This window comes from Curtobacterium sp. PvP017 (assembly GCF_054060195.1).
Genome location: NZ_JBSSCY010000007.1, coordinates 155,664 through 180,826, shown reverse-complemented (window position 1 = coordinate 180,826; position 25,163 = coordinate 155,664). Strand labels below are relative to the sequence as shown.

Genomic DNA, 25,163 nt, shown 5'->3' with positions numbered 1-25,163 from the left:
TCAGCACCGCACACGAACTTCGGACCTGGAATCAGGCCCAGAAACCAGGGGAGAACATGGCCGTCACCGTCTACACCAAGCCGTCCTGCGTCCAGTGCACCGCGACGTACCGGGCCCTCGACAACAAGGGCATCGAGTACGAAGTGCACGACGTCTCCACGGACGAAGCAGCGCTCGAGCACGTCAAGAGCCTCGGCTACATGCAGGCCCCCGTCGTCGTCACGGACGACGACCACTGGTCGGGCTTCCGCCCCGACAAGATCGCGACGCTCAGCGCCGAACTGGCGTAGTCGCCTCCCGTCCTGTGGGCGGTCACCCGGTTCCGTTCAGGAGGCCCGGCAACCGCCCGTAGGACACCCTCCGGTCCGCCTGTTCCGCACCTTCACCACAGGAGCGCACCATGAGCCGATTGGTCTACTTCTCGAGCGTGTCCGGGTACACCGCACGCTTCGTCGAGAAGCTCGGCCGCGACGCGGACCGGATCCCGCTCTACCCGAGCGAACCCTTCCTCCACGTGGACGAGCCCTACGTCCTGTTCCTGCCCACCTACGGTGGCGGCAACGGCGAGGGTGCGGTCCCCAAGCAGGTCATCAAGTTCCTCAACGACGCGCACAACCGCTCGCTCATCCGCGGTGTGGTCGTCGGCGGCAACACGAACTTCGGCGAGGCCTACGGCCTGGCAGGGGACGTCATCGCACGGAAGTGCAACGTCCCCCTTCTCTACAGATTCGAACTCTTCGGGACCCCTGACGACGTGTCGGCGGTCAACTCAGGATTGGATGCATTTTGGACGCAGCAGTTGCAGACGTCGATCTGACGTCGCCGCAGACGGGGATGGACTACCACTCCCTCAACGCGATGCTCAACCTCTACGACGCGGACGGGAACATCCAGTTCGACAAGGATCGTGAGGCCGCCAAGCAGTTCTTCCTGCAGCACGTCAACCAGAACACCGTCTTCTTCCACAACCTGAAGGAGCGGCTCGACTACCTGGTCGAGAACGAGTACTACGAAAAAGCCACGATCGACATGTACTCGCTGGACTTCATCCAGCGACTCAACGACCTGGCGTACTCGAAGAAGTTCCGGTTCCAGACGTTCCTCGGCGCGTTCAAGTACTACACGAGCTACACGCTCAAGACGTTCGACGGCAAGCGCTACCTCGAGCGCTTCGAGGACCGCGTCGTCATGACCGCCCTCGGCCTGGCCCAGGGCAACGAGCAGCTCGCCATCGACCTGGTCGAAGAGATCGTCGCTGGCCGCTTCCAGCCCGCGACCCCCACGTTCCTCAACACGGCGAAGGCACAGCGCGGCGAGCTCGTCTCCTGCTTCCTGCTCCGCATCGAGGACAACATGGAGTCGATCTCGCGCGGCATCAACTCCTCGCTGCAGCTCTCGAAGCGCGGCGGCGGCGTGGCCCTGCTCCTCTCCAACATCCGCGAGGCCGGCGCCCCGATCAAGCAGATCGAGAACCAGTCCTCGGGCATCATCCCCGTGATGAAGCTGCTGGAAGACTCCTTCTCCTACGCGAACCAGCTCGGTGCGCGTCAGGGTGCCGGTGCGGTCTACCTCAGCGCCCACCACCCGGACATCATGAAGTTCCTCGACACCAAGCGCGAGAACGCCGACGAGAAGATCCGCATCAAGACGCTGTCCCTCGGCGTCGTCGTGCCGGACATCACGTTCGAACTCGCGAAGAACAACGAGGACATGTACCTGTTCTCGCCGTACGACGTCGAGAAGGTCTACGGCGTCCCCTTCGGCGACGTCCCGATCTCCGAGAACTACCGCGCGATGGTCGACGACTCGCGCATCAAGAAGACGAAGATCAAGGCGCGTGACTTCTTCACGACCATCGCCGAGATCCAGTTCGAGTCGGGCTACCCGTACATCGTGTTCGAGGACACGGTGAACAAGGCCAACCCGATCAAGGGTCGGATCAACATGTCCAACCTGTGCTCGGAGATCCTGCAGGTCAACACCCCGACGACCTTCAACGAGGACCTGTCCTACAAGGAGATCGGCAAGGACATCTCCTGCAACCTCGGCTCGCTGAACATCGCGCTGACGATGGACTCGCCCGACTTCGGCAAGACCATCGAGACGGCCATCCGCGGCCTGACCTCGGTCTCGCAGATGTCGCACATCACCTCGGTGCGGAGCGTCGAGGACGGCAACGACAAGTCGCACGCCATCGGCCTCGGCCAGATGAACCTGCACGGCTACCTCGCTCGTGAGCGCGTCTACTACGGCTCCGAAGAGGGCATCGACTTCACGAACATCTACTTCTACACGGTGCTGTTCCACGCCCTGCGTGCGTCGAACAAGATCGCGATCGAGACCGGCGAGACCTTCGACGGGTTCCGCGACTCGAAGTACGCGTCGGGTGAGTTCTTCGACAAGTACACCGACCAGGCGTGGACCCCCGCGACCGCTCGTGTTGCCTCGCTGTTCGACAACGCGAACATCACGATCCCGACGCAGGAGGACTGGAAGGCGCTGAAGGCGTCCGTCCAGGAGCACGGCATCTACAACCAGAACCTGCAGGCCGTCCCGCCGACCGGTTCGATCTCGTACATCAACCACTCGACGTCGTCGATCCACCCGATCGCGTCGAAGATCGAGATCCGCAAGGAAGGCAAGCTCGGCCGCGTCTACTACCCGGCGCCGTTCATGACGAACGACAACCTGGACTACTACCAGGACGCGTACGAGATCGGTGCCGAGAAGATCATCGACACGTACGCCGCGGCGACGCAGCACGTGGACCAGGGCCTGTCCCTGACGCTGTTCTTCAAGGACACCGCCACCACGCGTGACATCAACAAGGCCCAGATCTACGCATGGCGCAAGGGCATCAAGACGATCTACTACATCCGTCTCCGCCAGCTCGCGCTGGAGGGCACGGAGGTCGAGGGCTGCGTCAGCTGCATGCTGTAGAGCTGCTGCTCTCTTCCTGGAGGCGCGGGGCGGGCCCCGCCCCGCGCCTCCAGTCCGTCATCAGATCACCATCTCGAATCCGGAAGACAATCCCATGACCCTCACCGACCCGGTCCACGCCACGGGCAAGTCCATCCCGCTGATCAGCTCGGTCAGTGCCATCAACTGGAACCGCATCCAGGACGACAAGGACGTCGAGGTCTGGAACCGGCTGGTCAACAACTTCTGGCTCCCCGAGAAGGTGCCGCTCTCGAACGACGTGCAGTCGTGGAACACGCTGACGCCGGCAGAGCAGCAGCTCACCATGCGGGTCTTCACCGGCCTGACGCTGCTCGACACCATCCAGGGCACCGTCGGCGCGATCAGCCTGATCCCCGACGCGATCACCCCGCACGAAGAAGCCGTCTACACGAACATCGCGTTCATGGAGTCGGTGCACGCGAAGAGCTACTCGTCGATCTTCTCGACGCTCGCCTCGACGCCTGAGATCGACGACGCCTTCCGCTGGTCCACCGAGAACGTGAACCTGCAGAAGAAGGCCCAGATCGTCCTCGACTACTACACCGGTGACGACCCCTTGAAGCGCAAGGTCGCCTCGACGCTGCTCGAGTCGTTCCTGTTCTACTCCGGCTTCTACCTGCCGATGTACTGGTCCTCGCGCGCGAAGCTCACCAACACCGCCGACCTGATCCGCCTGATCATCCGCGACGAAGCCGTCCATGGGTACTACATCGGGTACAAGTTCCAGAAGGGTCTCGAGGGCGCTTCCGAAGAGCGCAAGCAGGAGATCAAGGACTACACGTTCAACCTGCTCTTCGAGCTCTACGAGAACGAGGTGCAGTACACGCAGGACCTCTACGACCAGGTCGGGCTGACCGAGGACGTCAAGAAGTTCCTGCACTACAACGCCAACAAGGCGCTGATGAACCTGGGCTACGAGCCGATGTTCCCCAAGGAGACGACGGACGTGAACCCGGCGATCCTGTCGGCGCTGTCGCCGAACGCGGACGAGAACCACGACTTCTTCTCGGGGTCCGGGTCGTCGTACGTCATCGGCAAGGCGGAGAAGACTGAGGACGAGGACTGGGACTTCTGATCCTGGTTTGACTCGTGGGGACGCCCCGCTGGCTTCGGCTGGCGGGGCGTTTCTGCGTCCGCATGTCCGCCCGTCACTGAGATGAAGCGCGGACGGGCTATGTGAGACAGGGTTTGTCCACCTGCTCACGCGTGGAGCAGTGCGTTCGCTGGCCGACCGGCTACCGAGACGGCGGTACGAACGAGCGCCGACACCGCGGCGACGTGCAAGTCTGTCCAGGTGAATCTCGAAGGCCTGCCTCGACTCTCCGCTCCTAATCGGTGGGTCTATGTCGTCGGCAAGATTGTCGTTGAGTCCGTGAGCATGGATGCGCGGCTGCGAGCACTGCTGGCAATCATGCGCGGCCAGGCGGAGCCGGACGCCGCGCTGGAGGCGGCCCCGCCGTGGAACAAGAGCATCACCGACTGCCGGGAGCTTCTTCCCGCCATCGCAGACGACACCACTCGAGCTGCGGTCGCGGCTGTTCTGGGCGAGGCTGACCATGCCTGGAACGAGCGGAACCGGTACGTCCACGACATGCTCGTCGACAAGATCGCAGCAGACGACGATTCTTATCCGACAGTTGTCGGATCGAAAGGCGACGACCAACGGCTGCGAATGAGGCTCGCGCGCGACAAGAAGGGTGGCGCGCCGGCCGCTGAGGTGGTCTCCCTCCATCATGCCGTCGAGCTGGTTGAGCAGATCGTGTCGGCCACCTGGCGTCTGCAAGCTGCGCGGGGCTACCTCCTCGGCCGAACGAACATGTGGCGTCCTCTTCTCTTTGGGCACGTCACCGGAGTCTGGGACGGATCCGTCGAATGGATTTCTGTTGACGACGACGACGACTGAGGCGTCTCGGTAGCCGATCGGACGCTGCACGAGATGTCGCCTTCGCGTGCGTTATGCCTTGACCAGGTAGCCCGCCGCGTGCAGGATGAATAACTAGGCGGTGCTAATACGTATTAGCTCGATGGTCTTCAGAGAGGAAGGCTCCAAGCGACATGTTTCGACCACTTCAACGCATCAGCGTGATCGCGGCGGCAGCGATATCGGGGGCGCTGGTTCTCGCGACCGTGACCGCGACAGCGAGCTCGGCCGATACCAGCCAGTACCACGAGACGTACCGGCCCCAGTCCCACTACTCACTACCGTCCGGCTGGATCGGGGACCCGAACGGCCTCGTCTACGACGACGGGCTCTACTACCTGTTCAGCTACGGCACGTGGGAGGGAGCAGTGAGCAAAGACCTGGTCCACTGGGAGAACATCCCGGTGAAGGGGCCTGAGCCAGACCCGGGTAGCAACGCGTTCTTCAGCGGGGGAGCGGTTGTCGACAACGGCAACACCAGCGGCTTCGGAACCAAGAAGAACCCAGCCATGGTGGCGTTCTACACCAGCGTCCAGGCCGGAACCGGCATCCAGTCGCAGTCGCTGGCATACAGCACCGATCACGGCCGCACGTGGACGCGGTACGCCGGCAATCCGGTCCTCGACCTCCAGTCGACGAACTTCCGCGACCCGAAGGTGTTCTGGTACGCGCCGAAGAAGGAGTGGGTGATGGCGGTCACCCTCTCCGATCAGTACAAAATCGCCTTCTACACGTCGAAGGACCTGAAGTCGTGGACACACGCCAGCGACTTCGGTCCGCGCGGCGCAACCAGCGGCGTCTGGGAGATGCCCGACCTCTACGCACTGCCCGTGGATGGCAACAAGCGGCAGATGAAGTGGGTGCTCAGCGTCAGTGTCGGCAGCACAGGTGTCCAGTACTTCACCGGGCAGTTCGACGGTACATCGTTCACCCCGGATGGCCCGGCGACCTACACCGCTCCAGCCGGCGCGACAGTGGCCGACTTCGAGTCGGGAACCTACGCGGGCTGGACCGCGACCGGCTCCGCGTTCGGCGCGGCACCCGCAGCCGGCGCCCTCCCTGACCAGCAGGCCGTCGCAGGCTTCCAGGGCAAGTACCTCGTTGACAGCTACAACGGGGGTGACGGAGCAACCGGGACGCTCACCTCGGCACCGTTCACGCTCAACAAAGCGCGCCTGAACTTCCTCGTCGGCGGAGGCAACAACCCCGCTATCCCAGGCTCCGTTCCAGCAGGGACGGTTCCGAGCGGATCTGTCCTCGCTGACTTCGCCGGCCCCACCTACGGTGAGGGTTGGACCGCGACCGGTTCCTTCATCGGCGCCGGGCCGACAAAGGAATCACTGCCGAACCAGATCGGCAGCTCGGTGCTGGACACGTTCACCCCGGATGGGGATGCCGGGACCGGCACGGTCACGTCGCCGACGTTCACGGTCACGAAGCCCTACATCGACCTGCAGATCGCCGGCGGCGACCACCCGTGGGGACAGGCGAACCCCACGGCCGTCAACCTGATCGTTGACGGCAAGGTCGTGCAGTCAGTCACCAGCGACGGCACCGGGACGCTTCGATGGGCAAGCCTCGACGCCACGGCGTACCAAGGTAAGGACGCGCAGATTCAGGTTGTCGACGACAACGACGGCACGGGCGGCTGGGGTCACCTCATGGTTGGGCAGATCATCGCCGCGGACCAGAAAGCCGCTCCCTGGGACACGCAGACCACGGTGAACCTCCTCGTCGACGGGAAGGCTGTTCGCACTGCGACCGGTGCAAACAGCGAGACGCTGGATTGGACGTCGTGGAACATCGCCGACCTGCGCGGCAGGCAAGCGCAGCTCCAGATCGTTGACAACGCCACCGGCGGATGGGGCCACATCCTCGCCGACGGGTTCACGCAGAGCGATGCGCCGGCATTGACCCGGTACCAGCGTGCCAACTGGTTGGACTACGGGGCTGACTTCTACGCGGAGAACACGTGGGAGAACGCCCCCAACGGGGAGCGCATCGCCATCGCCTGGATGAACAACTGGGCGTACGCCTCAAACGTGCCGACGTCCCCATGGCAGGGCGCCGAGACGTTCCCGCGCGCCCTGTCACTGCGGACCATCGATGGGAAGCTCAAGATCGTCGAACAGCCCGTCGACGGTATCGACAAGCTGCACGCGGGTCGTCCTGCGCGGGTGAAGAACGTCTCTGTCGCGAACACGACGACAGCGCTCCCGGTGACAGGCCAGACTCTCGATGTGCAGGCCCACCTCACCGCAGGTTCGGCGAAGACCTTCGGCCTCAACGTGCGAACTGGTGCCGGACAGTACACGCAGGTTGGGTACGACACGAGCACCGGAACGGTGTTCATCGATCGCACCCGCTCTGGGAACGTGGCCTTCAGCAGCGCGTTCGCATCACGCAGCGATGCGCCGCTGCAGTTGACCCGCGGTGGCTTGGATCTACGGATCCTGGTTGACGCCTCTTCGATCGAGGTGTTCGGCGCGAACGGCCAAGTGGTCCTCACCGACCAGATCTTCCCGGACTCGACCAGCACCGGTGTCAGCGCTTTCGCTACGGGTGGTACAGCCCGCGTCGACGACCTCCGAGCCTGGAACCTCAAGTCGATCTGGAAGTAGCGCAACGAACGAAGTGCGCCTGCCCGCGATCCGGGGCAGGCGCACTTCGTCGATGCTGGCGCTAGCGAGTACTGACCGTCAGACGATCAAGGGTGAACGCGCCGTCCTGCGCGAAGACACCGACGCGCCCCGCGGGGCGATCGTAGAGACGCGTGCTCAACGCGACGGCCCCGTCGACGATGGCGACACAGATGTCCCCGTCCAACTGCACCTCGAGGTGATGCGCGCCTGGGGCGAGCTCCACCGGGCGCTCGAGCTCGACGGCGTGCGGAACGTCGCCGAGGATCTGCCACTGCTCGGTGCCAGTGCTGCCGCGCGGCCAGCGGTCCAGCACGAGCCGGTTCCGATCCGGCTCGAAGCGCAGGGCGTAGCCCTCTTCGCCGTCGTCGCTGGTACGCAGGAGTACGCCGAACGACCTGGTGTCTGCGTCGAGTGTCAGGTCCACCGCCAGGAGCGCCTCGGTCGGGAGCTCGGGCCCGACCCAGGACGCGTACCGGGTCGCTGCGCCAGCGCCCACGGTCGCTGCAGCACCGTTGACCGGTTCGAGGTGTGCCGTGAGATCGATCTCCTCGGTGTATGCCGCCTTGATGCCGTCGGGGAGGTCGAACCGCAGCGACCCGTCCGTCCGCTGGTGGGCTTGCAGTGTGGCCATGGTCCCGGCCCACTGCCACGCGCCGCCATCCCGCTGGTCTTCCTTGGACGCGATCCACCCGACGAAGTACCGCTGGTCGTCGAGTGCGACGGTCTTCGCGGCGTAGAAGGCTCGGCCGTCGACGGTGTCATCAGCCGGCGCAAACCATGGGCCGTCCGGTGACTTCGCGATGCGGTAGCGGGTGCAGAACGCGTCGGAGAACTCCGAGTACACGAGGTACCACCACTCGCCCCACTGGAACACGTCAGGGCACTCCTGGGTGATGAAGCGGTGTGGTTCCCAGATGGGGTCAGCGTCTCGCCAGGTGATGAGGTCGTCAGACTCGAGCCGTGCCACGACGCCGGAACGCCGATACGGCTCGTCCGGTCGCCGAGTGGCGAGGAGCATCTGCCAGGGCCGGTCGGCATTGGGACGGAAGACGAAAGGGTCTCGCCAGTCTTCGGGGGAGTAGCCAGCGAGTGCGGGGAAGTCCCACTCGGGATGCTTGGTCCAGTCGGTCAGATCACCGGATGACGTCGCGTGCGCGACAACCTGCGCGTCCTTGAAGCCGCCATCGGGTCCGGTCTTGATACGGGGATTGTGCCCCGTGTAGAACAAGTGCAGCGTTCCCTCCTCATCACGAACAACGCTGCCGGTGTAGCAGTCAAAGTCGCTCGCGTCGGGGCCGCCGGAGGGCAGTACCACGCCCTTGTCGGTGAAGGTGACGAAGTCGGTTGTGGTCACGACCGCCCAGGGCATGCCCGTTGCTCGCTTGAGCGGCGGAGCGTCCGGCCGTTCGTCGAGCAGGTAGAACAACCACGCGGTGCCTTCGTGTTCAAACGGGATGACGTCGCCGACGTAGCCGTTCGGGGGGCGGAAATGGGTGCTGGACGGGAGCGTCATTCAAGTTCCTTCGGGTCGTGGGGCCGCAAGCGAGCTGCGGGCGACGTATTCGCAGGGCACGAGGTGTCGGCCGGGCTGTTCCGCCTCCGCTAGCAGCAGAGTTCCGGCTTCAAAGCCCATCTGCTGGTGCGGCAGCGCGACGGTGGTGAGCGGTGGGTGCATCTGGTCGGCGAGGTCGGGTTGGTCGTCGAAGCCGACGATGCTGATGTCCTCCGGGCATCGCATTCCCAGTGCCTGAGCAGCCATCAGAGCGCCGACCGCCATGCGGTCGTTTCCGCAGATGATCGCCGTCGGACGGATGGCCACGTCGTCGAGGGCCTCGACCGCGAGGTCATAGCCGGATCCCACCTGGAAGGTGCCGAACGTGATCCTGATCTGTGTCGACGGGATGCCCGCGTCGGCGGCGGCGCGCTCGAGTCCGCGCTTTCGTTCTTGGCAGGCGTAGTCGTCCTCAGGGCCGCCGAGGAAGGCGACGGTGGTGTGGCCGGCTGCGAAGACGGCGGCGGCGACGTCGTACCCGCCCTGGTACTCGTCGGCGAGCACGGTGACTGCGGGTGCGTCCTCGGGTGGGAAGCAGTTGACGAAGACCGTTGGGACCGCGTCGAGTCCGGCAACCGGGGTGACGTACTCGGGCCCGGGCGCTGCGTAGACCAGGCCAGCGACTCCTTGCTGAACGAGGTTCTCGACGGCAGCTTTGCCTCCGTCGGACGTCTGCGCGGTCTCGACCACGAAGCACACGTATCCGGCCTCCTGCACGGCCTGCTGCACGCCGAGCACGATGTGACCCGCGTAGGGCTGGGAGACAAGCCGATCGGCGATCACACCAACTGTGTAGGACCGATTCGATCGCAGCGACTGCGCCGCCCGGTTGGGCTGGAAGTTCAGCTCCTTCGCGGCCTCGAGGACACGAGTGCGCGTCTCAGCAGCGATTGAAACGTCCCGGCGATCGTTAAGGACGAACGACACCGTCGGCTGGGACACGCCAGCGTGGCGCGCGACGTCCTTCATGGTGACGCGCTGTGACTGCGTTGTGCGCTTGCGGTTCGCCATTGAGCCTCCTCCGTTGCCATCATCATGCCAGAAGCAAATACGTATTGCGTCCGCTCCGCATGCTGTGTACGCTCGCCCTGCAAATACGTATTGGCCCCGACCTAGCGGGGTCACGATCGCTCAGAGAGGAGCGACCCATGGCGAACGGATTCAGCACCCCGATCGACCGGCGCACGCTGTTCAAGTTCGGTGGCGCGGGACTCGCGCTGGCCGGCATCGGATCGCTGGCGGCTTGCTCGACCACCGGCGGCGGGGGCAGCAGCTCCGGCACGGTGAAGATGCTCTACTTCGGTGAGCAGAGCGCGGCGACGGCCCTGCAGAAGGCCATCGAGCCGAAGATCAAGGCCCTCGACAAGAAGGCGAGTCTGCAGGTCACGGCGATCAACGGGACCGACTGGAACGACTTCCTCGCGAAGGTCCTCACGCAGATCGCCTCGGGTGACGTGCCGGACATCGTCAGCGTGGCAACCGAGGGGCAGCAGCTGCTGGCGTCGAAGAACCTTCTGACGCCTCTCGACGACTACGTCACGAAGAACCTGTCGGACCTGCACAAGTACTTCACCGGCGCCCACCCGGCGCTGCTGGAGTCGACGATGTACCAGGGGCACCTCTACACGCTTCCTGACAGCTTCAACGCGGGCAGCATGTTCTACTCGACCGACCTGTTCGACAAGGCCGGCCTGTCCCACCCGACGAGCAAGTGGTCGATGGGCGACTTCCACTCGTCGGCCGAGAGCCTGGCGAAGGTCGGGGGCGGCACGTACGCGTTCGACTGGGTGGTACGGCTCTGGGGCAGCTGGACGTCGTTCCTCTACGCCAACGACGGGAACCTCCTCGAGGAGGGCAAGTACTCCGGCGGTGACTGGCTGTGGAAGAGCAAGGCGTTCTCCGACAACCCGATCAGCGTCTCTGGGCGCAAGGGCGGCTGGAAGTGGGGCGACCCGACGGCGAACTCGGACGCGGCCGTCGAGGCGCTGCAGTACGTCATCGACCTGCAGAAGTCGGGCGCCTCGCCCTCGCCCGATGTCGGCGGTGGCGCAACGCTGCAGGGCCTGATGGCCTCCGGCCGGATCGGCATGACGATCGGCGGCGGCTTCTGGGCCGGCGGTCTCCACAACGCCGGGATGAAGAACGGGAGCTTCGACGTAGTCGAGTTCCCGACGTGGAAGAGCAACAAGTCGCTCTTCGGCGCCGGCGGCTACGGCATCTTCAACTCCTCGAAGAACAAGGACCTCGCGTTCGAGGTCATCAAGGTCATGGTGCAGCCGGAGAGCTTCGACGCCCTCTGGCCCGGCAACGTCACCACTCCGGCGCAGAAGCCGCTGATGACCGCCGACCGGTACAAGACCACCGGGCCGGAGCACTGGTCGGTGTTCTACGACCAGCTCGACAACTCGGTGCCGATCTCCGCACCGCCGTACTACAACGCCCTCGCCACGGCCCTCAACCAGCGCACCACCCAGGCGATTTCCTCCGGGAACGCCAAGAAGGCGCTCGACGGCCTCCAGGCAGACATCGAGAAGGCAGCCTCGCAGGCTTCGTGATGACAGCAGCAACAGAAACACCCATCCGGCGGGCTGCCAAGGTCGCAGCCCGCCGGCCGGCGGCCAAGCGCGCGCGCCGACGTGAGTCCACGTTCGGGTTCCTAATGATCGGGCTCGCGGTGATCTTCGTCGCCGTATTCACCCTCATCCCCATCCTCGCCTCCCTCGGACTCTCATTCACCTCATGGGACGTCATCAGCAGCCCGAAGTGGGTCGGGTTCGACAACTACACGCGGCTCTTCACCGACGGGCCAGTCCTGGCGTCGTTCGGTGTGACCGTGGCTCTCGCGATCGCGATCGTCGTGCTGCAAATCTCGCTCGGCCTGCTCCTGGCGGTGCTGGCGAACAACCGAAAGCACAACACCACGCGTGTGTTCTTCCGTACGTCGTTCTACCTGCCCCTGCTGGCCTCGACGGCGGCGGTGTCGATCTTCATGGGCTACATCTTCGACACGAAGTTCGGCCTCATCAACTACTACCTGAACGAGATCGGACTACCCGGCGCGCACTGGTTGAACGATCCCTTCTGGGCGAAGGTCACGGTCGTGATGGTGGTCGTCTGGCAGCAGGTCGGCTTCACCTTCGTGCTCTTCGTCGCCGCACTGCTCGCGGTACCCGTCGACGTGCAAGAAGCTGCAGCGATCGACGGTGCGGGGCCCTGGCGGACCCTGTTCCGGATCAAGATCCCGCTCATCAGCCCCACGATCCTGTTCGCGACCGTGATCGCGATGATCAACGCAATGCAGCTGTTCGACCAGCCATTCATCATGACCAAGGGCGGCCCCGGCACCGCGACGACGACCGCCACGATCTCCATGTACCAGGCCGGGTTCCAGAACCTGCAGTTCGGGTTCGCCTCCGCCATCGCGATCCTGCTGCTGGTGATCATCGGCATCATCACCGGGATCCAGTTCATCGCCGCACGAAAGCTGGTGTTCTACCAATGACGACCACTGACACCCTCAACCCGCTGCATGCTCCGGAGACGGTCGCGCAGCCCGCCGTCAGTCATATCGTTCGGCGCCGGAAGCCGGTGGCAAAGGTCGGCAGCATCCTCGGCATGATCATCCTGATCATCGCCGCCGTGTTCGCGCTCGGACCGCTGCTCTGGACGCTGACCACATCGCTGCGCACCCCGGCGGAGTCGTTCAACAACCCTCCGCAGTGGTTGCCCCTGTCCTGGGACTTCAGCAACTACGCGGCGGTGTTCAACCAGATTCCGATCGGGCAGTTCTTCGTCAACAGCGTCCTGGTGACACTGCTCATCGTCGTCGGTCAGACCATCACGTGCACCTTGTCCGGGTACGCCTTCGCGATGATCAGCTTCCCGGGGAAGAACACCATCTTCGGGATCTTCCTCGCCACGATGATGGTGCCGATCCAGACGATCATCATCCCGGTGTTCGTCATCCTGAAGGACATGGGGCTGACCGGCTCCATCGCGTCGCTCATCGTCCCTGCGCTCGGCAGTGCGTTCGGCACCTTCCTAATGCGGCAGTACTTCATGCAGATGCCGAAGGAACTCGGGGAGGCGGCCCGCATCGACGGTGCCAGCCAGTTCGGGGTGTTCTGGCACGTGTACTCGCGGATGGCGAGCCCGGCGATCGCGACGCTCGCGATCCTGAACTTCTCCGGCTTCTGGGCCGAGTACTACCGGCCGCTGATCTTCCTCAACCAGCAGGACACGTTCACTCTCCCGCTCGGGCTCGTCGGACTCCAGGGCAACCTCGGCACCGGATCGATCTCCGTCGTGCTCGCCGGCGTCGTGCTCACCATGATCCCGAGCGTCCTGCTGTTCATCTTCGCCCAGCGGTACTTCATTGAAGGCGTCACGGCGGGATCATCCCGATGACCGACCTTCACGCCCTGCCGACAGCACTCCAGGAAGCCGCACTCGCCGTGACCGCAGCCGACCACCACCTCCCGCAGTTCCACGTCCGACTCCCTCGCGGGTATGTCAACGACCCGAACGGCCCGATCGACATCGGCGGGCAGGCGCACCTGTACTTCCAGTCGCGGCCCAAGGTCGACCTCGAGATCCCGGTCGAGTGGGGACACGCCACCAGCGACGACCTGGTGCACTGGACCCTCCACCGCCCCGCCATTGTCCCCGTCCCCGGTGGCGCCGACTCCGGGGGCGCTTGGTCCGGCAACACGGTCCTGCACGACGGGGTCGTCCGCGCCTACTACTCCGGGAAAGTGGATCACAGCCCGTTCCAGTCGGTGCTCCTCGCCGAGTCCACGGACGGCGGGACCACCTACGGCGCCCCCGTGCAGGTCGTCGCAGACCCGTCCACGGACGAGGCGATCACCATGTTCCGCGACCCGTTCGTCTGGCAGACAGACGACGGCTGGTCGATGGCGGTCGGAGCGGCGGCCAGGAACCAGACCGCGTCCGTCCGCCACTACCGATCGACGGACGGCATCAGCTGGACGTACGTCGGCGATCTGGTGTCGATGGCACGCGACACGGTCAACGGCATTGACACCGGTGAGGGGTGGGAGTGCCCGCAGATCCTCACCGTCGACGGCACCGAGATTGCGATCGTGGCGTCCTGGTCCCATGCCGACGGCCCGGGTGACGTCGTCGCGATCCCGCTGACCGGGTCTCCTTCGCCGTTCAAGGTCGACGACGGGCAGCATTTCTACGCGGCTTCCGTGATGCGGACCAGCTCCTGGGGGCCGGTGCTCTTCGGGTGGGTCACAGAGGGCCGGACCGAGCAGTGGACCGAGCAGGCAGGTTGGTCCGGAGCGATCTCCCTGCCGCGCCGGGCGTGGATCACGAACGGTCGACTCGGCACCGAACCCCACCCCGCAATCGACGCCCTCCGCGCCGGCAGCTCGCAGGCTGCGCACGGTGCTCGCATCGGCGCGCAAGCCGAAATCGTGCTGCCTGTCGCCGTCACCGGCTGCATCCGGCTGCGCTTCTCCGAGACCGAATACCTCGACATCACGATCGACGTCGACGCGGGCACGCTCACCATCGACCGGGCACATGCCAGCACAGACCACCGCGCTGACCCGAGCCCCGCGGTGATTCGTGCTCCCTTCGACCGGACCGCGGACCGACCTGCAGTGCGAGTACTGCTTGACGGATCGGTCGTCGAACTGTTCACCAGCGCCGGACGCTCCATCACCACCCGCGTCTACCCGACGCAAGCACCGCCGTGGAGCGTGGAAGCCCCGAACCAAGCGTTGGTGTGGGATCTCGAGCCCACCGTCACGACCATTGCGGCTCCCGCCGCCGACGTCACCGCTGGATCCGCGCGATCTGACTGAGCGGCGCCGACAGGTCCACCGGCACCAACTCGTCCCGATCATCGAAGGAGATGACTGTGCATCGAATCACCGTTGCGGGAGAAGCGCTCGTCGACATCGTCCACGACGACGCCACGCGGGAGATCCCCGGAGGAAGCCCCGCGAACGTCGCCCTCGGTCTCGGACGGCTCGGCGCGCCGGTCGAATTCGCCACATGGCTCGGTGATGACGTGCGCGGCCACCAGATCGCAGATCACCTCGACGCGTCAGAGGTCGGGCTGGTTCCCGGCGTCTTCGGGGCCACGAGAACCCCGGCGGCGACAGTCCGGCTCACTCCCGACGGCCAGCCCACGTACGAGTTCGACATCGAATGGGACCTGCCGCACCTACCGCAAACGCCGCGATGGCTGCACATCGGATCGATCGGCGCGTTCCTGCAGCCGGGAGCGGGCAAAGTGCGAGAGCTCGTCCAGCGCACCGCAGCCGCCGGCGGCATCGTCTCGTTCGATCCGAACATCCGGCCCGCGCTCCTCGGAGACGCGGCCGCTGAGCGGGTCTGGTTCGAGCACCTCGCGGCAGAAGCCACTGTGCTGAAACTCTCCGACGAGGACGCCGCCTGGCTCTACCCAGGCGACAGCGTCGACGTCGTCCTCGACCGTCTCCTCGAGCTCGGCGTGACGCTGGCCGTCATCACCACCGGTGCCGCCGGCGCAACGCTTGCGACCACCCGAGAGCGGGTTGCCGTGCCCAGCAAACGCGTCGACGTCGTCGACACGGTCGGCGCCGGAGACACCTACATGGCCACCCTCATCTGGCAACTTCAGGACACCATCGTCACCCTCGATGCCTTGGACTCCAGCGCTTTGGCACGACTCGGCCAGATCAGCGCCAGCGCCGCGGCGATCACAGTGAGCCGTCGTGGTGCGGACCTACCAACCGCTAGTGACGTGCTCGCAGCGCTTGGAGAACCCACCAGATGAGCGCCCCGTCCGTTCCGCGCGGGACGACGCGGCAGAAGCGCCCCGAAGCCGGAACGATGTCACTCGGACAGCACCTCAACGAGCTCCGGAAACGGCTCTTCCGCGCGGTGCTCGCCATCGCAATCTGCGCAGTCATCGGCTGGTTCCTCACACCGTTCGTGCTCGACCAACTCCGCGCACCCGTCACCGAGCTCGCAGACGCCGGCGGCGGTCACACCGCGGAACTGAACTTCCCTGCCATCAGCGGCGCCTTCGACCTGCGCCTTCAAATCACGATCACGATCGCGGTCGTCATCGCCAGCCCCGTTTGGCTGTACCAAGTCTGGGCGTTCATCGTTCCTGCCCTGGTTCGGAAGGAACGGCTCTACGCAATCGGGTTCCTCGGCTCCGCGATCCCGCTCTTCCTCGGCGGATGCTGGTTCGGCTGGTACGTCCTGCCGCACATCGTGCAGATCCTAGGCAGCTTCGTCGCACACCAGGACACCTCGATCGTCGACGCGAAGGCGTACTACGACTTCGCCGTGAAGCTCGTCCTTGCCGTCGGTATCGCGTTCGTCTTGCCGGTGTTCCTCGTCCTGCTCAACTTCGTCGGCGTCCTCACCGCGAAAGCGATCCTCGGTGCCTGGCGCATCGCCGTGCTCTGCATCCTCATCTTCACCGCGCTCGTCACACCATCGGCGGACATCGCATCGATGTTCCTCCTCGCCATTCCGATGGGCGTGCTCTACCTCGCAGCGTGCGCGGTCACTTGGCTGCATGACCGCCGTCTCGCCCGCCGCCTCGCGGCCGCTTCCTCAACCACCCACCCCGTGACGTAGCGTCCGCTTCGCCGCCTGCACACGAAGGACTCATCATGCTCGGCAACCTCACCGGCATCCACCTGCTCATCATCCTCGGCATCGTCGTACTGCTCTTCGGCGCCACCAAGCTGCCCGCCCTGGCAAAGGGGCTCGGGCAGTCGCTCAACATCTTCCGCAGTGAGATCCACGCCGGAGACAACAAGAAGAGCTCCGACCAGGCCAGCGCCCCTGTCGCACACGACGGCACCGTGCCGTCGCACGAGTGAGCTGCTTTTCGGCGAGCTGACGGGTAAGCACCGTGGACGTCGAGAAACTGCTCGTCATCGCCGTCATCGCCGGGTTGTGTCTCGGACCGGCTCGGCTGGCCGCCCACACCAAACAGCTCACCAACTTCCTGCGTCAGCTGCGGGGATGGGCTGACACGACTAAAGCTCAGATCGAGGAGCAGACCGGAGTCGACATCGACTGGTCAGAACTCGACCCGCGCCGTTATGACCCGCGCCGCATCATCCGCGACGCACTCACCCAACCTCCGACACCGCACGAACCCGCCGTTGAACCAACGGTGCTCACCCACACTGCGGAACCAACCAACTCTCGAACCGGAGTCAACGATGACGTCTGAATTCCACCGCCGAGCTCTCTTCCAGGGCGCCGGCATCGGCGCCCTGGCGCTGCTCGCCACCGCCGCGCCCGCTGAAGCCGCCCAGGCTGCCACCGCGGGATCCGCCTCCACATCAGCGACCGCAGCGACATCATTCCGCGCGAAGTACCACATGACCCCGCCGTCGGGATGGCTCTCGGACCCGCAGCGACCGGTCTTCACCCGGGGCGCCTACCAGCTGTACTACCTGCACTCCGACGTCGACAACGGGGACGGCGGGTGGGACCACGTCTCCACCACCGACGGCATCAACTTCACCTTCCAGGGCACCGTCATCCCCCTGCAGACCAACCTGCCCACCTGGACCGGTTGCACCCTGATCGACACGAACAACACCGCCGGCTATGGCGCCGGTGCCGTCATCGCCCTCGCCACCCGACCCACCGGAGGGGTGCGAAAGTACCAGGAGCAGTACCTCTTCTACTCCACCGACGGCGGCTTCACCTTCACCGCCCGACCCAACCCCGTCATCGTCAACACCGACGGACGCACCGCAACCACCGACGCGCAGATCTCCAATGCCGAGTGGTTCCGCGACCCCAAGGTCGCGTGGGACGACGCCCGCAACGAATGGGTCTGTGTCATCGGCCGGCAGCGCTACGCGGCGTTCTACACGTCGAAGAACCTCATCGACTGGACCCTGCAGCACAACTTCGACTACCCCGACCACAACCTCGGCGGCATCGAATGCCCCGATCTCTTCCAGATCACAGCAGATGACGGCACCAAGCACTGGGTTCTCAGCGGCAGCATGGACGCCTACAACGAGGGGCTGCCCTGCACGTACGCGTATTGGACCGGCTCCTGGAACGGCACCGCGTACACGGCGGATAACCTCACCCCGCAATGGCTCGACTGGGGATGGGACTGGTACGCGGCAGTCACCTGGCCGGCCAACGAAGCGCCGACAACGAAGCGGTACGGCCTCGGCTGGATGAACAACTGGAAGTACGCCAACCGGCAGGTCCCCACCGACGCATCCGACGGGTACAACGGCCAAAACTCGATCGTCCGCGAGATCACACTCCAGAAGCAGACCGATGGTCATTACACCCTCCTCAGCGCACCGATCGCGGCGCTCAAGGGCACCGCGAAGCGCACCGTGCCGATCGCGAACCAGACCGTCAACGGTTCAGTGGTCTTGCCCTACAACGGCCGCGCGTATGAGATCGAGCTCGACGTCACGTGGACCAACGCCACCAACGTCGGAGTCTCCGTCGGACGCTCGGCGGACGGAGCGCGACACACCAACATCGGCAAGTACGGCAGCGATCTGTACGTGGACAGGGCCCCGTCCGACCGTGCAGGATTCGCATTGGCGCCCTACACGCGGGCTGCAGCGCCCATCGACCCCGCCGCCCGCGCCGTGCACCTTCGCATCCTCGTCGACACGCAGAGCGTTGAGGTGTTCGTCAACGCCGGCTACACGGTCCTGTCCAACCAGGTGAACTTCGACGCCGGCGACACAGGCATCTCGCTGTACTCCGACGGCGGCACCGCAACGTTCTCCAACATCACCATCCGCGAATACGGAAGCTAGCGCGCGCAGGGCGGAAGGCAGCAGCTGCCTTCCGGCCTGCGGCTGCTTCTTCGCTGCCCGCCAGACGATCGTCTGGTGAGACGCCGACGCCGACGCCGACGCGGGCTCGGCACGCGAATCGCTGGGTGACGTGGACCGGGTTGCCGGGGTCCGCTCGCAGGGGGATGTCGCCTTTCCGGCAACCACTCACGCCGGCGGCGTCGTTCCCGCGCCCTCGGTGTCGTCTGCGCCAGCCGGAGCGGTGCCGGCCTGGTCGAGGTTCTCGTGCGGGTCGCCCATGTCGCCGGTGGCCTTGCCGGCGAGGGACAGCCCGAAGTGCTTGCGGACGGCGTTCGCCTCGGAAGGGGACAAGGTCTGTCCGACTCCGACGGACGGCGCGCCCTTGATCGCGCTCTTCGTGTACCCGACGTGCAGGTCCGTGCCGTCGAAGGTGGCGTCCTCGACCGGGACGAGCGTGGTGTGACCCCCGAGGAGTCCGGTCGCGACGCTGACGAACGCAGCGCTGCCGTCCTCGTCGGAGGGGAACACCTGCGCGACCTTGCCGACCGATGCGCCGACGCGGTCTCGGACGGTCGCGTGCTCCACTTCGTGGATCTGGTCCTTCGTGATCATGTGTGCAGTCAACGCCCTCGGCCTGACGCCGGTGAGTCAGTCTGCGCGTCCTCGTGACCGGTCTGATCCTCGAGCGCCGCTCGGCGTACCGCGAGGTGGGCAGCAGGAACGGAGAGGGCTGCGCCGCCCACGAGGATGACCGACGCGACGATCGCCGGGGCGGGGCGGGGCGGGGTGCGGAGCGCGGGCACGAGGATGCACACCGCGCACCAGAGGACGGTGATCACGCCCGAGATCAGCGTCGGAGGTAGCGCCGCTCGGTGCCCGGTCCGCCAGGCGTCGTCGCTGGACATCGTGGCGCGCGTCCGGACGCCGGCGAGGTAGTTCCGGCCGAGCTGCCCGGTCGCAGCTCTCCACGTCAACCACATCACGAGGACCGCTCCGCCGATCTCGAGGGCGAGTGCGGACACCATTGCTAGGTCGACTCGTTCGTGTCGTACGGGTCCGTCGCCTTCCCGCGCGGGACCGAGATCGACGACGTCCACGCCGCGAACGTGTACGCGAAGGACGATCCGCTCGCGCCGGTCGGTCAGTGGCTGGGCATGGCGACCGGAGCGGATCCGCTCGGGTTCGACGACGTGCAGGAGTTCTCCTCGGAAGCAGCCGAGGGTAGGAGAGGGGTGACGGGCCACGACATGTGGCACGACTCCGATTCGGACGACGTCGGGTACCTCTCGAACGACTCGACCACGCTCCGCACGCTGGCGCAGATCGTCGCAGACGGGAAGATGGGGCCATGAGAGTCAAGCTTCGTCGCCGACTGCGCGGCGCGATCGTGACCATGCTCGCGGCCGTGGTGCTCACGACGACCGGATGCGCCTCAGGCGGCGCACGCAGAGGAGGCGACGTGACCGGACAGGACGCGCAAGACGCAGCAGGCAAGACCCAGGCGCAGGTAGCCGACCTCTCGTTGCAGGACGAGTTCGAGCTGGCTGGCGAGCGGTACGAGCACGGGCAGGCCGTGCTCGCAGCCGCACAACGACAGATCTCGGACGGCACGTGGTACTGGAACGGCGGAGACGTCCGTCCTCTGCCCGGAGGCGACGACGCGTTCGGCAAGGCGCCGGAGGGTGCGACCAACGAGAACTCCTACGCGTTCCGAGCCGTACGGATCATCGAACCGGAGGGTGCGACCGGCGGGGTGGAGGACCTCGATCCGATGCAGCGCTACTTTGATGAAGAAGGGTGGCGCTGGAGCAGCGCGAAGGTCGGTACGGATCACGAGGTCCGGGCCGACACCGGTGACGGATGGTGGGTGACCTGGAACGTGCGGCCGAACGGGCAGTACTCGCTCGGGGCGTACAGCGAGGCGTTCTGGGCACACGATGCTCCGGAGCTCATCAAGGCGATCGCACTGCGCGACCCCGCCGACTTCCCCGATGAATCCGAGCCGGGTGTCTCGGAGCCGTTCCCGAAGTGGAGCGATCCTGTCCGGCAGCGCTGATCTCCGGACGAGGGTGCGCCTCGCAGATGCCGACCGGTCTGCGAGGAACTCCCGCGTGGCACCCACTCGGTGGAGGGCTGTCGCCGGCCTCCGAACGACCGCAGCCGCACTGCTCATGGTGGTCGTCCTCACCGGCTGCAGCGCCGGCATCGGGAAGACTCCCGAGCAGGCGAAGGAGTCCATCGTCACGTTCGTCGAGGGCTCGACCGACGTGGTGGGGGACGGCTGGGAGGTCAGTGAGGGCCCTGGGCTCGGGAAGTGCGGCTTCGCCCCGGGCGTCCGCGGCGTCGAGTACTCCTACGCCATGGTCCGGTCCACGAGCGTTGACCCGAAGGCCGACGTCGAGGCGGTGGAGCAGCACTGGAAGGACCTCGGGGTCACGACCGAGCGCTACCAGACCGGCGGCGAGGACCCGATCCTCGGCGTCCGAGGTCGCGGTGGCCCAGCGAAGTCTTCGGACTTCCGCGCCGATCCCCGCGGGTACACCATCGACGGCAGCTCGCAGTGCTTCGTGGGGAACTTCGACCGGATGAGCCTGGACAGCCAGGACTGACGGACGTGACCCGCCTGCCGGAGCCGAGCCGTGCCTCCAGGTCGGTCCGGAGCCGCGCCGTTACCGCGCTGCCGGCACCGCGACGTTCGCCAGCTCGGCCCGCACGATGTCCGCACCCGCGGACAGTGCACTGAGCTTCCCGAGCGCCGCGCCCCGCGCCAGCGGTGCCATCCCGCAGTTCGAGCGCGGCGACGCCCCAGTCCTGCACCTCGTCGTGGAAGACGGTGAAGGCGGGCTCGTCGAACTGGATGACGTCGACGGCCGCAGCTTCGAGCTCCCGCGCCTCTTGGATCACTCCCCGTTGCGCTGGAGCTCCTCCGCGTCGCCAGCGGTGCAGGAGGAGACGGCGTCGAGACTGTAGCCGCGTTCGTCGGCGAGGAAGTCGATGCTTTTCATCGGGCCACCGACACCTCGGAGGCCGAGCGTCGGATCCGCGCCGCCGCTCTTGTATCGCTCGGTTTCTATCCCCTTCTCCTTCCAGAGCCGTTCGACGTTCGCCACGTCTTCGGCGGGGTCGCTGCTGCGCTGCTCCCGCATCTTCGTGTAGAAGTACGCAGCGCCGCGTCCGCCGCTGTCGCGATTGCAGCCCTGGACTGCCGGTCCGCTCGCCACCGACCACGCGCCGCCGACCGCGTTCGCGGTGTCGTCGACGATCGCCATGACGGCCTCTTTTGCCTGGGTAGGGGTCTGCTCGTTCTCCACGGTGGTTCCTCCGTTGCATCCCGTCAATGAAAATACCGCTGCCGCGACTACGGCGATCGTTGCCGACAAACGAACCGTCGGCAGCTGGGGAGTCCGTTGGATCATGCGTCGAGCCAAGTCGCTGTCGCTTCCTGCGGTCGGCGAATTCGTAGGCGTTGCTGATGCTGAGGGTTCACTTCGTGAGCTTCCCTTCTTGATTGGTCGTGGCGTAAGCGACGTTACGGAGCGACTGTGTGTCGCGGTCGAGATAGCCGGTGTCGTGGGACGTATGCACGCCGTGGTCCGTCACACCTACGAGCGGGCCATCGCCGTCCGCGCCGAACGTGTGAGCACCGAACCCGGGCGTACTGGGATCGACATGATGATCGTCACTGAACTCTCGTCCGACCGAGGCCCACTGGTCACCTTTCCCCTCGCGGAACCACGGGATGGTGCCATCAGTGATGGGATTGACGTACTCGGCCTGACCGGCGTACACCTCATCGGCATGGAGGGTCGAGGCGTTCGGTACTGAGTCAGGAAGCCCAGCGGAAGCCAGCGTGACCAGCGAGTCGACGTGGACGCCCTCCTCGGTCAAGGCGAAGGCGGCGGTCGTCGTGCCGTAGGAGTGCGCGACGACGTTCGTGGTCGGCGCGCTTCCAGCGCGGACGGCCTCAAGCCCTCGCAGTGTGTTTGCGAGATTCTTGCCGCCCGCCTTCGCGTAGTCGCTCTGCCAGACACCGGGGTCGACATTGCCAGCGCCCGGAATGGGGGGAGAGTCGTAACCCATCCAGGCAACGACGGCCCTCTCGGGTTCGCCGTGCACCCGCCCTTGCTCGTCGAAGATCTGCTGGGACGCATCGGCCCAGTCGGTCATCTTCTCGGAACTCGATGCCATGCCGGGAACGGCGAGAGTGACGTTCCTGGCGGTGTCGAGGTCACCGATCGACACCGCAGCGAGCGGAGGGTGATCGCCCGTCAGAGAGATGAGGGAGCGCTCTCCGGCACGTCGCCCCTGGACCAGTGAGGTCTTGATGTTCTCGAGTGCGCGAAGGTCCCGAGCATTTGCAGCGCGAGCTGGTTGGTTTTGGTTCGAGGGCTGGTTGAGCCCGTTGAGGAAGTTCCGAGCGTCGGCAATACGTTGATCAAGTACGGCGACGTTCGCGGTGTTGCGCGCCCAGTACGGAACCCCCTCAAGGTTGCCGAGCTTGCTCAGCGCGCTCGTCGGGAGAGCGGCGAGGTCGCGCTCGTCCGCTTTCGTGTAGCCGAGCCTCGCCCAGAACGCTGCGACTTCTGCCGGGGTGAGCCCGTTTCGGAACAGTCCCTGGAGCTGAGCGGGCAAACCGTTCGCATCCGAGGCGTCAAGCGACACGTTGGACAAGGAGCCATCTCCGCCAGCGCGTTCGAACGCTTGCGCAATCCGTTCCACCCACGCGGCGTCAGCTTCGTTCTCTTCGAGCAGACGCTCGAAGCCGCCAACGAAGGTCGCGCTGGTGACCGATACCCAAGTACAGGCGCCGGTGAACGCTGACCAAGCGTTCTTCACTGAGACAGCGCGAGCCGACAACGCTGCGTCCTTTGCTCGGGTCGTCGTCGCGAAGGATCGCAGCGTGGATGGATCAGCGGAGCTTCTGCCGGTCCCCGTGCCCAGGCCAGTGCGAACCCGCCCGCGCGGAGAGAAGGACGCTTCGATCGGCACAGGCCGGACGGGTTTTTCCGAGGGCTTCATGTCGAACGGCTGCGCGGGAGGAAGGCTGAGCGGTCCGAGCGGTGCGGCGGCTTCGGCTGCGTGTCGATCGTCCTGCCGCTTCTGCCAGGCCGCGAGGTCGTGAAGACGGGCGCGCTCCTTCTCAGCGTCGGCCTTGGCGGCGGCCACGGCTTCGCTGAGGTCGTCCAAGACAGATGCAAGCTTGGGGCGATCCTCGGCTTCTGTGGCCACGGACTCAGTGAAGCGGCCCGCGTAGGCGCCTGTGAAGTCCTGCGCCGCGTCCTCAGCAGCTCCACGCCTCGCGCCGGCTTGCGCCCGCATGTCGTCAGCCGCAGTCTTCGCGGCTCGGGCCAGACGATCGGCCACGGCGTCGTCGAACGGTATCGCGCCCACGAGATCCCCCAATGCTTCCCCCCGGCAATAGGCGAGCATAGTGGCATGAAAGCTTGTCGGGCCGCCGATCCACATCGGCTGTGGGGAGGCGGCAAGGCCCTTCTCGCCGCCCTCGCATCGGAGGTGACCCCGGACAGCATCCACGGGGCGCGCCGAGATCAACGCCGATGTGGTGTCGCGTGCAAGCAGGACGCCAGAAGCTTCGGCGGCCGATGGAGCGCCAGGTCTCGAGGCCGTCCACGGCCATGAAGTCCACCTCGTACGGCGGTGGTCATCTCGACGAGGACACGCAGTCGCTGCAGAACGTCGCGTACGCCACGACCGGACAGCCCGAACGATTGACGAACTGATCATGCCGATTTCGCAGAAGCGAAAGGGTCTGGAAGGAACGCCCAGATGAAGAAACCTCGGCGGAGAGCCGTCTCCGTTCTCCGGTCGACAGGAGCAGTCCTGCTCGCGGTCGCCGTTCTCACTGGTTGCAGCGAAGGGTCTGGCATGAATACAAAAGAAGCGAAGCAGTCGATCGTCACGTTCGTCGACGAGTCGACCGACGTTGTCGGTGACGGTTGGGAACCCAACGACGGTCCACGGCTGGGGAAGTGCGGACTCGGCCTCGGGACCGGCGGCGTCCAGTACGTCTACGCCAAGGTCCGCGCTGCCAGCGCTGATCCAAAGGCCGACGTCGAGGCGGTGGAACAGCACTGGAAGGAGCTCGGGGTCACGACCGAGCGGTACCAGACCGGCGGCGAGGACCCGATCCTCGGCGTCCGGGGCAGGGGCGGTCCGGTGAGCTCCTTCGACTTCCGCGCGGATCCCCGCGGATACACGATCGACGGCAGCTCGCAGTGCGTTGCGGGGGACTTCGAGAAGATGAGCCTCGACAGTCAGGAGTGACGACC

At 65.6% G+C, this 25,163-nt stretch carries 25 protein-coding genes and 1 pseudogene; 19 read left to right on the top strand and 7 right to left on the bottom strand.

Annotation, left to right across the window (positions count from 1 at the left end; all coding sequences use genetic code 11):
• Positions 1-56: 56 nt before the first annotated feature.
• The 6 genes from nrdH (at position 57) to ACVKXF_RS14665 (ending at position 7,503) form a co-directional block, all read left to right on the top strand.
• Positions 57-290, top strand: a complete 234-nt coding sequence (gene nrdH / locus ACVKXF_RS14690) for a glutaredoxin-like protein NrdH (protein WP_017886897.1) — start codon at positions 57-59, stop codon at positions 288-290.
• A 110-nt stretch (positions 291-400) separates the two neighbouring features.
• A complete protein-coding gene (gene nrdI / locus ACVKXF_RS14685; RefSeq protein ID WP_071291227.1) occupies positions 401-817 on the top strand; it encodes a class Ib ribonucleoside-diphosphate reductase assembly flavoprotein NrdI in 417 nt (138 codons plus the stop codon).
• Between the two features lie 17 nt (positions 818-834).
• Positions 835-2,940: a class 1b ribonucleoside-diphosphate reductase subunit alpha gene (nrdE, locus tag ACVKXF_RS14680; protein WP_456796174.1), complete on the top strand. Its 2,106-nt coding sequence runs from the start codon at positions 835-837 to the stop codon at positions 2,938-2,940.
• 94 nt (positions 2,941-3,034) lie between these two features.
• Positions 3,035-4,036 carry a class 1b ribonucleoside-diphosphate reductase subunit beta gene (nrdF, locus tag ACVKXF_RS14675; protein ID WP_111086559.1) on the top strand — a complete coding sequence of 334 codons (1,002 nt, stop codon included), beginning with the start codon at positions 3,035-3,037 and terminating at the stop codon, positions 4,034-4,036.
• Positions 4,037-4,255: 219 nt separating this feature from the next.
• Complete coding sequence (locus ACVKXF_RS14670; RefSeq protein WP_456796173.1) at positions 4,256-4,864, top strand: hypothetical protein; 609 nt, start codon at positions 4,256-4,258, stop codon at positions 4,862-4,864.
• Positions 4,865-5,016: 152 nt separating this feature from the next.
• Positions 5,017-7,503, top strand: coding sequence for a GH32 C-terminal domain-containing protein (locus tag ACVKXF_RS14665; RefSeq protein WP_456796172.1), 2,487 nt, complete (start codon positions 5,017-5,019; stop codon positions 7,501-7,503).
• A 61-nt stretch (positions 7,504-7,564) separates the two neighbouring features.
• Here ACVKXF_RS14665 and ACVKXF_RS14660 read toward each other — a convergent pair whose 3' ends face one another.
• Together ACVKXF_RS14660 and ACVKXF_RS14655 are read right to left on the bottom strand one after the other, a co-directional pair.
• Positions 7,565-9,037, bottom strand: coding sequence for a GH32 C-terminal domain-containing protein (locus tag ACVKXF_RS14660; protein ID WP_456796171.1), 1,473 nt, complete (start codon positions 9,035-9,037; stop codon positions 7,565-7,567).
• On the bottom strand, positions 9,038-10,087 hold the full coding sequence (locus tag ACVKXF_RS14655) for a LacI family DNA-binding transcriptional regulator (RefSeq protein ID WP_456796170.1): 1,050 nt from the start codon (positions 10,085-10,087) through the stop codon (positions 9,038-9,040).
• Between the two features lie 137 nt (positions 10,088-10,224).
• On the opposite strand from ACVKXF_RS14655, the gene ACVKXF_RS14650 reads away from it, so the two are divergent.
• Genes ACVKXF_RS14650 through ACVKXF_RS14610 form a run of 9 tightly spaced genes read left to right on the top strand, consistent with a single transcriptional unit; the run spans position 10,225 to position 18,873 of the window.
• Entirely contained in the window at positions 10,225-11,631 is a 1,407-nt protein-coding gene (locus ACVKXF_RS14650; protein ID WP_456796169.1) for an ABC transporter substrate-binding protein, read from the top strand.
• Positions 11,631-12,578 (top strand): carbohydrate ABC transporter permease, encoded by a 948-nt coding sequence (locus ACVKXF_RS14645; RefSeq protein ID WP_456796168.1) that lies wholly within the window; start codon positions 11,631-11,633, stop codon positions 12,576-12,578. Before ACVKXF_RS14650 ends, ACVKXF_RS14645 begins: the two co-directional genes overlap by 1 nt.
• Positions 12,575-13,483, top strand: coding sequence for a carbohydrate ABC transporter permease (locus ACVKXF_RS14640; RefSeq protein WP_083402920.1), 909 nt, complete (start codon positions 12,575-12,577; stop codon positions 13,481-13,483). The genes ACVKXF_RS14645 and ACVKXF_RS14640 overlap by 4 nt, the downstream gene beginning before the upstream one ends.
• Positions 13,480-14,910, top strand: coding sequence for a glycoside hydrolase family 32 protein (locus tag ACVKXF_RS14635; RefSeq protein ID WP_456796167.1), 1,431 nt, complete (start codon positions 13,480-13,482; stop codon positions 14,908-14,910). Before ACVKXF_RS14640 ends, ACVKXF_RS14635 begins: the two co-directional genes overlap by 4 nt.
• A gap of 50 nt (positions 14,911-14,960) precedes the next feature.
• Positions 14,961-15,869 (top strand): carbohydrate kinase family protein, encoded by a 909-nt coding sequence (locus tag ACVKXF_RS14630; protein ID WP_456796166.1) that lies wholly within the window; start codon positions 14,961-14,963, stop codon positions 15,867-15,869.
• A 56-nt stretch (positions 15,870-15,925) separates the two neighbouring features.
• The gene (gene tatC / locus ACVKXF_RS14625) at positions 15,926-16,687 is read left to right on the top strand and encodes a twin-arginine translocase subunit TatC (protein ID WP_071293195.1); all 762 of its coding nucleotides are present in this window, start codon (positions 15,926-15,928) and stop codon (positions 16,685-16,687) included.
• A gap of 35 nt (positions 16,688-16,722) precedes the next feature.
• On the top strand, positions 16,723-16,935 hold the full coding sequence (locus ACVKXF_RS14620; RefSeq protein ID WP_071293194.1) for a twin-arginine translocase TatA/TatE family subunit: 213 nt from the start codon (positions 16,723-16,725) through the stop codon (positions 16,933-16,935).
• 32 nt (positions 16,936-16,967) lie between these two features.
• Positions 16,968-17,294, top strand: a complete 327-nt coding sequence (locus tag ACVKXF_RS14615) for a preprotein translocase subunit TatA (RefSeq protein WP_456796165.1) — start codon at positions 16,968-16,970, stop codon at positions 17,292-17,294.
• Positions 17,284-18,873, top strand: a complete 1,590-nt coding sequence (locus ACVKXF_RS14610; RefSeq protein WP_071293193.1) for a glycoside hydrolase family 32 protein — start codon at positions 17,284-17,286, stop codon at positions 18,871-18,873. Before ACVKXF_RS14615 ends, ACVKXF_RS14610 begins: the two co-directional genes overlap by 11 nt.
• A gap of 186 nt (positions 18,874-19,059) precedes the next feature.
• Here ACVKXF_RS14610 and ACVKXF_RS14605 read toward each other — a convergent pair whose 3' ends face one another.
• Both ACVKXF_RS14605 and ACVKXF_RS14600 read right to left on the bottom strand, forming a co-directional pair.
• The gene (locus ACVKXF_RS14605) at positions 19,060-19,485 is read right to left on the bottom strand and encodes a hypothetical protein (RefSeq protein ID WP_456796164.1); all 426 of its coding nucleotides are present in this window, start codon (positions 19,483-19,485) and stop codon (positions 19,060-19,062) included.
• An 8-nt stretch (positions 19,486-19,493) separates the two neighbouring features.
• Positions 19,494-19,898 (bottom strand): SdpI family protein, encoded by a 405-nt coding sequence (locus ACVKXF_RS14600; protein ID WP_456796163.1) that lies wholly within the window; start codon positions 19,896-19,898, stop codon positions 19,494-19,496.
• 18 nt (positions 19,899-19,916) lie between these two features.
• On the opposite strand from ACVKXF_RS14600, the gene ACVKXF_RS14595 reads away from it, so the two are divergent.
• From ACVKXF_RS14595 to ACVKXF_RS14585, 3 genes are all read left to right on the top strand, one after another.
• Positions 19,917-20,225 (top strand): hypothetical protein, encoded by a 309-nt coding sequence (locus tag ACVKXF_RS14595; protein ID WP_456796162.1) that lies wholly within the window; start codon positions 19,917-19,919, stop codon positions 20,223-20,225.
• A 107-nt stretch (positions 20,226-20,332) separates the two neighbouring features.
• Positions 20,333-20,929 (top strand): hypothetical protein, encoded by a 597-nt coding sequence (locus ACVKXF_RS14590; protein WP_456796161.1) that lies wholly within the window; start codon positions 20,333-20,335, stop codon positions 20,927-20,929.
• Between the two features lie 55 nt (positions 20,930-20,984).
• Complete coding sequence (locus ACVKXF_RS14585; protein ID WP_456796193.1) at positions 20,985-21,482, top strand: hypothetical protein; 498 nt, start codon at positions 20,985-20,987, stop codon at positions 21,480-21,482.
• Positions 21,483-21,660: 178 nt separating this feature from the next.
• Here ACVKXF_RS14585 and ACVKXF_RS14580 read toward each other — a convergent pair.
• From ACVKXF_RS14580 to ACVKXF_RS14570, 3 genes and pseudogenes are all read right to left on the bottom strand, one after another.
• Positions 21,661-21,771, bottom strand: a pseudogene (locus ACVKXF_RS14580) (methionine synthase); the annotation flags it as partial.
• Positions 21,772-21,773: 2 nt separating this feature from the next.
• A complete protein-coding gene (locus ACVKXF_RS14575; protein WP_456796160.1) occupies positions 21,774-22,142 on the bottom strand; it encodes a hypothetical protein in 369 nt (122 codons plus the stop codon).
• 214 nt (positions 22,143-22,356) lie between these two features.
• Positions 22,357-24,339 carry an alpha/beta hydrolase gene (locus ACVKXF_RS14570; protein WP_456796159.1) on the bottom strand — a complete coding sequence of 661 codons (1,983 nt, stop codon included), beginning with the start codon at positions 24,337-24,339 and terminating at the stop codon, positions 22,357-22,359.
• Positions 24,340-24,759: 420 nt separating this feature from the next.
• Between ACVKXF_RS14570 and ACVKXF_RS14565 the strand changes: the two genes are divergently transcribed.
• Entirely contained in the window at positions 24,760-25,158 is a 399-nt protein-coding gene (locus ACVKXF_RS14565; protein ID WP_456796158.1) for a hypothetical protein, read from the top strand.
• The last annotated feature ends 5 nt before the right edge of the window (positions 25,159-25,163 follow it).

Bases quoted from the DNA above. Each gene is read 5' to 3' on its own strand.
- nrdH (WP_017886897.1), top strand. From the start codon at position 57: ATGGCCGTCACCGTCTACACCAAGCCGTCCTGCGTCCAGTGCACCGCG.
- nrdI (WP_071291227.1), top strand. From the start codon at position 401: ATGAGCCGATTGGTCTACTTCTCGAGCGTGTCCGGGTACACCGCACGC.
- nrdE (WP_456796174.1), top strand. From the start codon at position 835: ATGGACTACCACTCCCTCAACGCGATGCTCAACCTCTACGACGCGGAC.
- nrdF (WP_111086559.1), top strand. From the start codon at position 3,035: ATGACCCTCACCGACCCGGTCCACGCCACGGGCAAGTCCATCCCGCTG.
- ACVKXF_RS14665 (WP_456796172.1), top strand. From the start codon at position 5,017: ATGTTTCGACCACTTCAACGCATCAGCGTGATCGCGGCGGCAGCGATA.
- ACVKXF_RS14660 (WP_456796171.1), bottom strand. From the start codon at position 9,037: ATGACGCTCCCGTCCAGCACCCATTTCCGCCCCCCGAACGGCTACGTC.
- ACVKXF_RS14655 (WP_456796170.1), bottom strand. From the start codon at position 10,087: ATGGCGAACCGCAAGCGCACAACGCAGTCACAGCGCGTCACCATGAAG.
- ACVKXF_RS14650 (WP_456796169.1), top strand. From the start codon at position 10,225: ATGGCGAACGGATTCAGCACCCCGATCGACCGGCGCACGCTGTTCAAG.
- ACVKXF_RS14645 (WP_456796168.1), top strand. From the start codon at position 11,631: ATGACAGCAGCAACAGAAACACCCATCCGGCGGGCTGCCAAGGTCGCA.
- ACVKXF_RS14640 (WP_083402920.1), top strand. From the start codon at position 12,575: ATGACGACCACTGACACCCTCAACCCGCTGCATGCTCCGGAGACGGTC.
- ACVKXF_RS14635 (WP_456796167.1), top strand. From the start codon at position 13,480: ATGACCGACCTTCACGCCCTGCCGACAGCACTCCAGGAAGCCGCACTC.
- ACVKXF_RS14630 (WP_456796166.1), top strand. From the start codon at position 14,961: ATGACTGTGCATCGAATCACCGTTGCGGGAGAAGCGCTCGTCGACATC.
- tatC (WP_071293195.1), top strand. From the start codon at position 15,926: ATGTCACTCGGACAGCACCTCAACGAGCTCCGGAAACGGCTCTTCCGC.
- ACVKXF_RS14620 (WP_071293194.1), top strand. From the start codon at position 16,723: ATGCTCGGCAACCTCACCGGCATCCACCTGCTCATCATCCTCGGCATC.
- ACVKXF_RS14610 (WP_071293193.1), top strand. From the start codon at position 17,284: ATGACGTCTGAATTCCACCGCCGAGCTCTCTTCCAGGGCGCCGGCATC.
- ACVKXF_RS14605 (WP_456796164.1), bottom strand. From the start codon at position 19,485: ATGATCACGAAGGACCAGATCCACGAAGTGGAGCACGCGACCGTCCGA.
- ACVKXF_RS14600 (WP_456796163.1), bottom strand. From the start codon at position 19,898: ATGGTGTCCGCACTCGCCCTCGAGATCGGCGGAGCGGTCCTCGTGATG.
- ACVKXF_RS14575 (WP_456796160.1), bottom strand. From the start codon at position 22,142: ATGGCGATCGTCGACGACACCGCGAACGCGGTCGGCGGCGCGTGGTCG.
- ACVKXF_RS14570 (WP_456796159.1), bottom strand. From the start codon at position 24,339: ATGTGGATCGGCGGCCCGACAAGCTTTCATGCCACTATGCTCGCCTAT.
- ACVKXF_RS14565 (WP_456796158.1), top strand. From the start codon at position 24,760: ATGAATACAAAAGAAGCGAAGCAGTCGATCGTCACGTTCGTCGACGAG.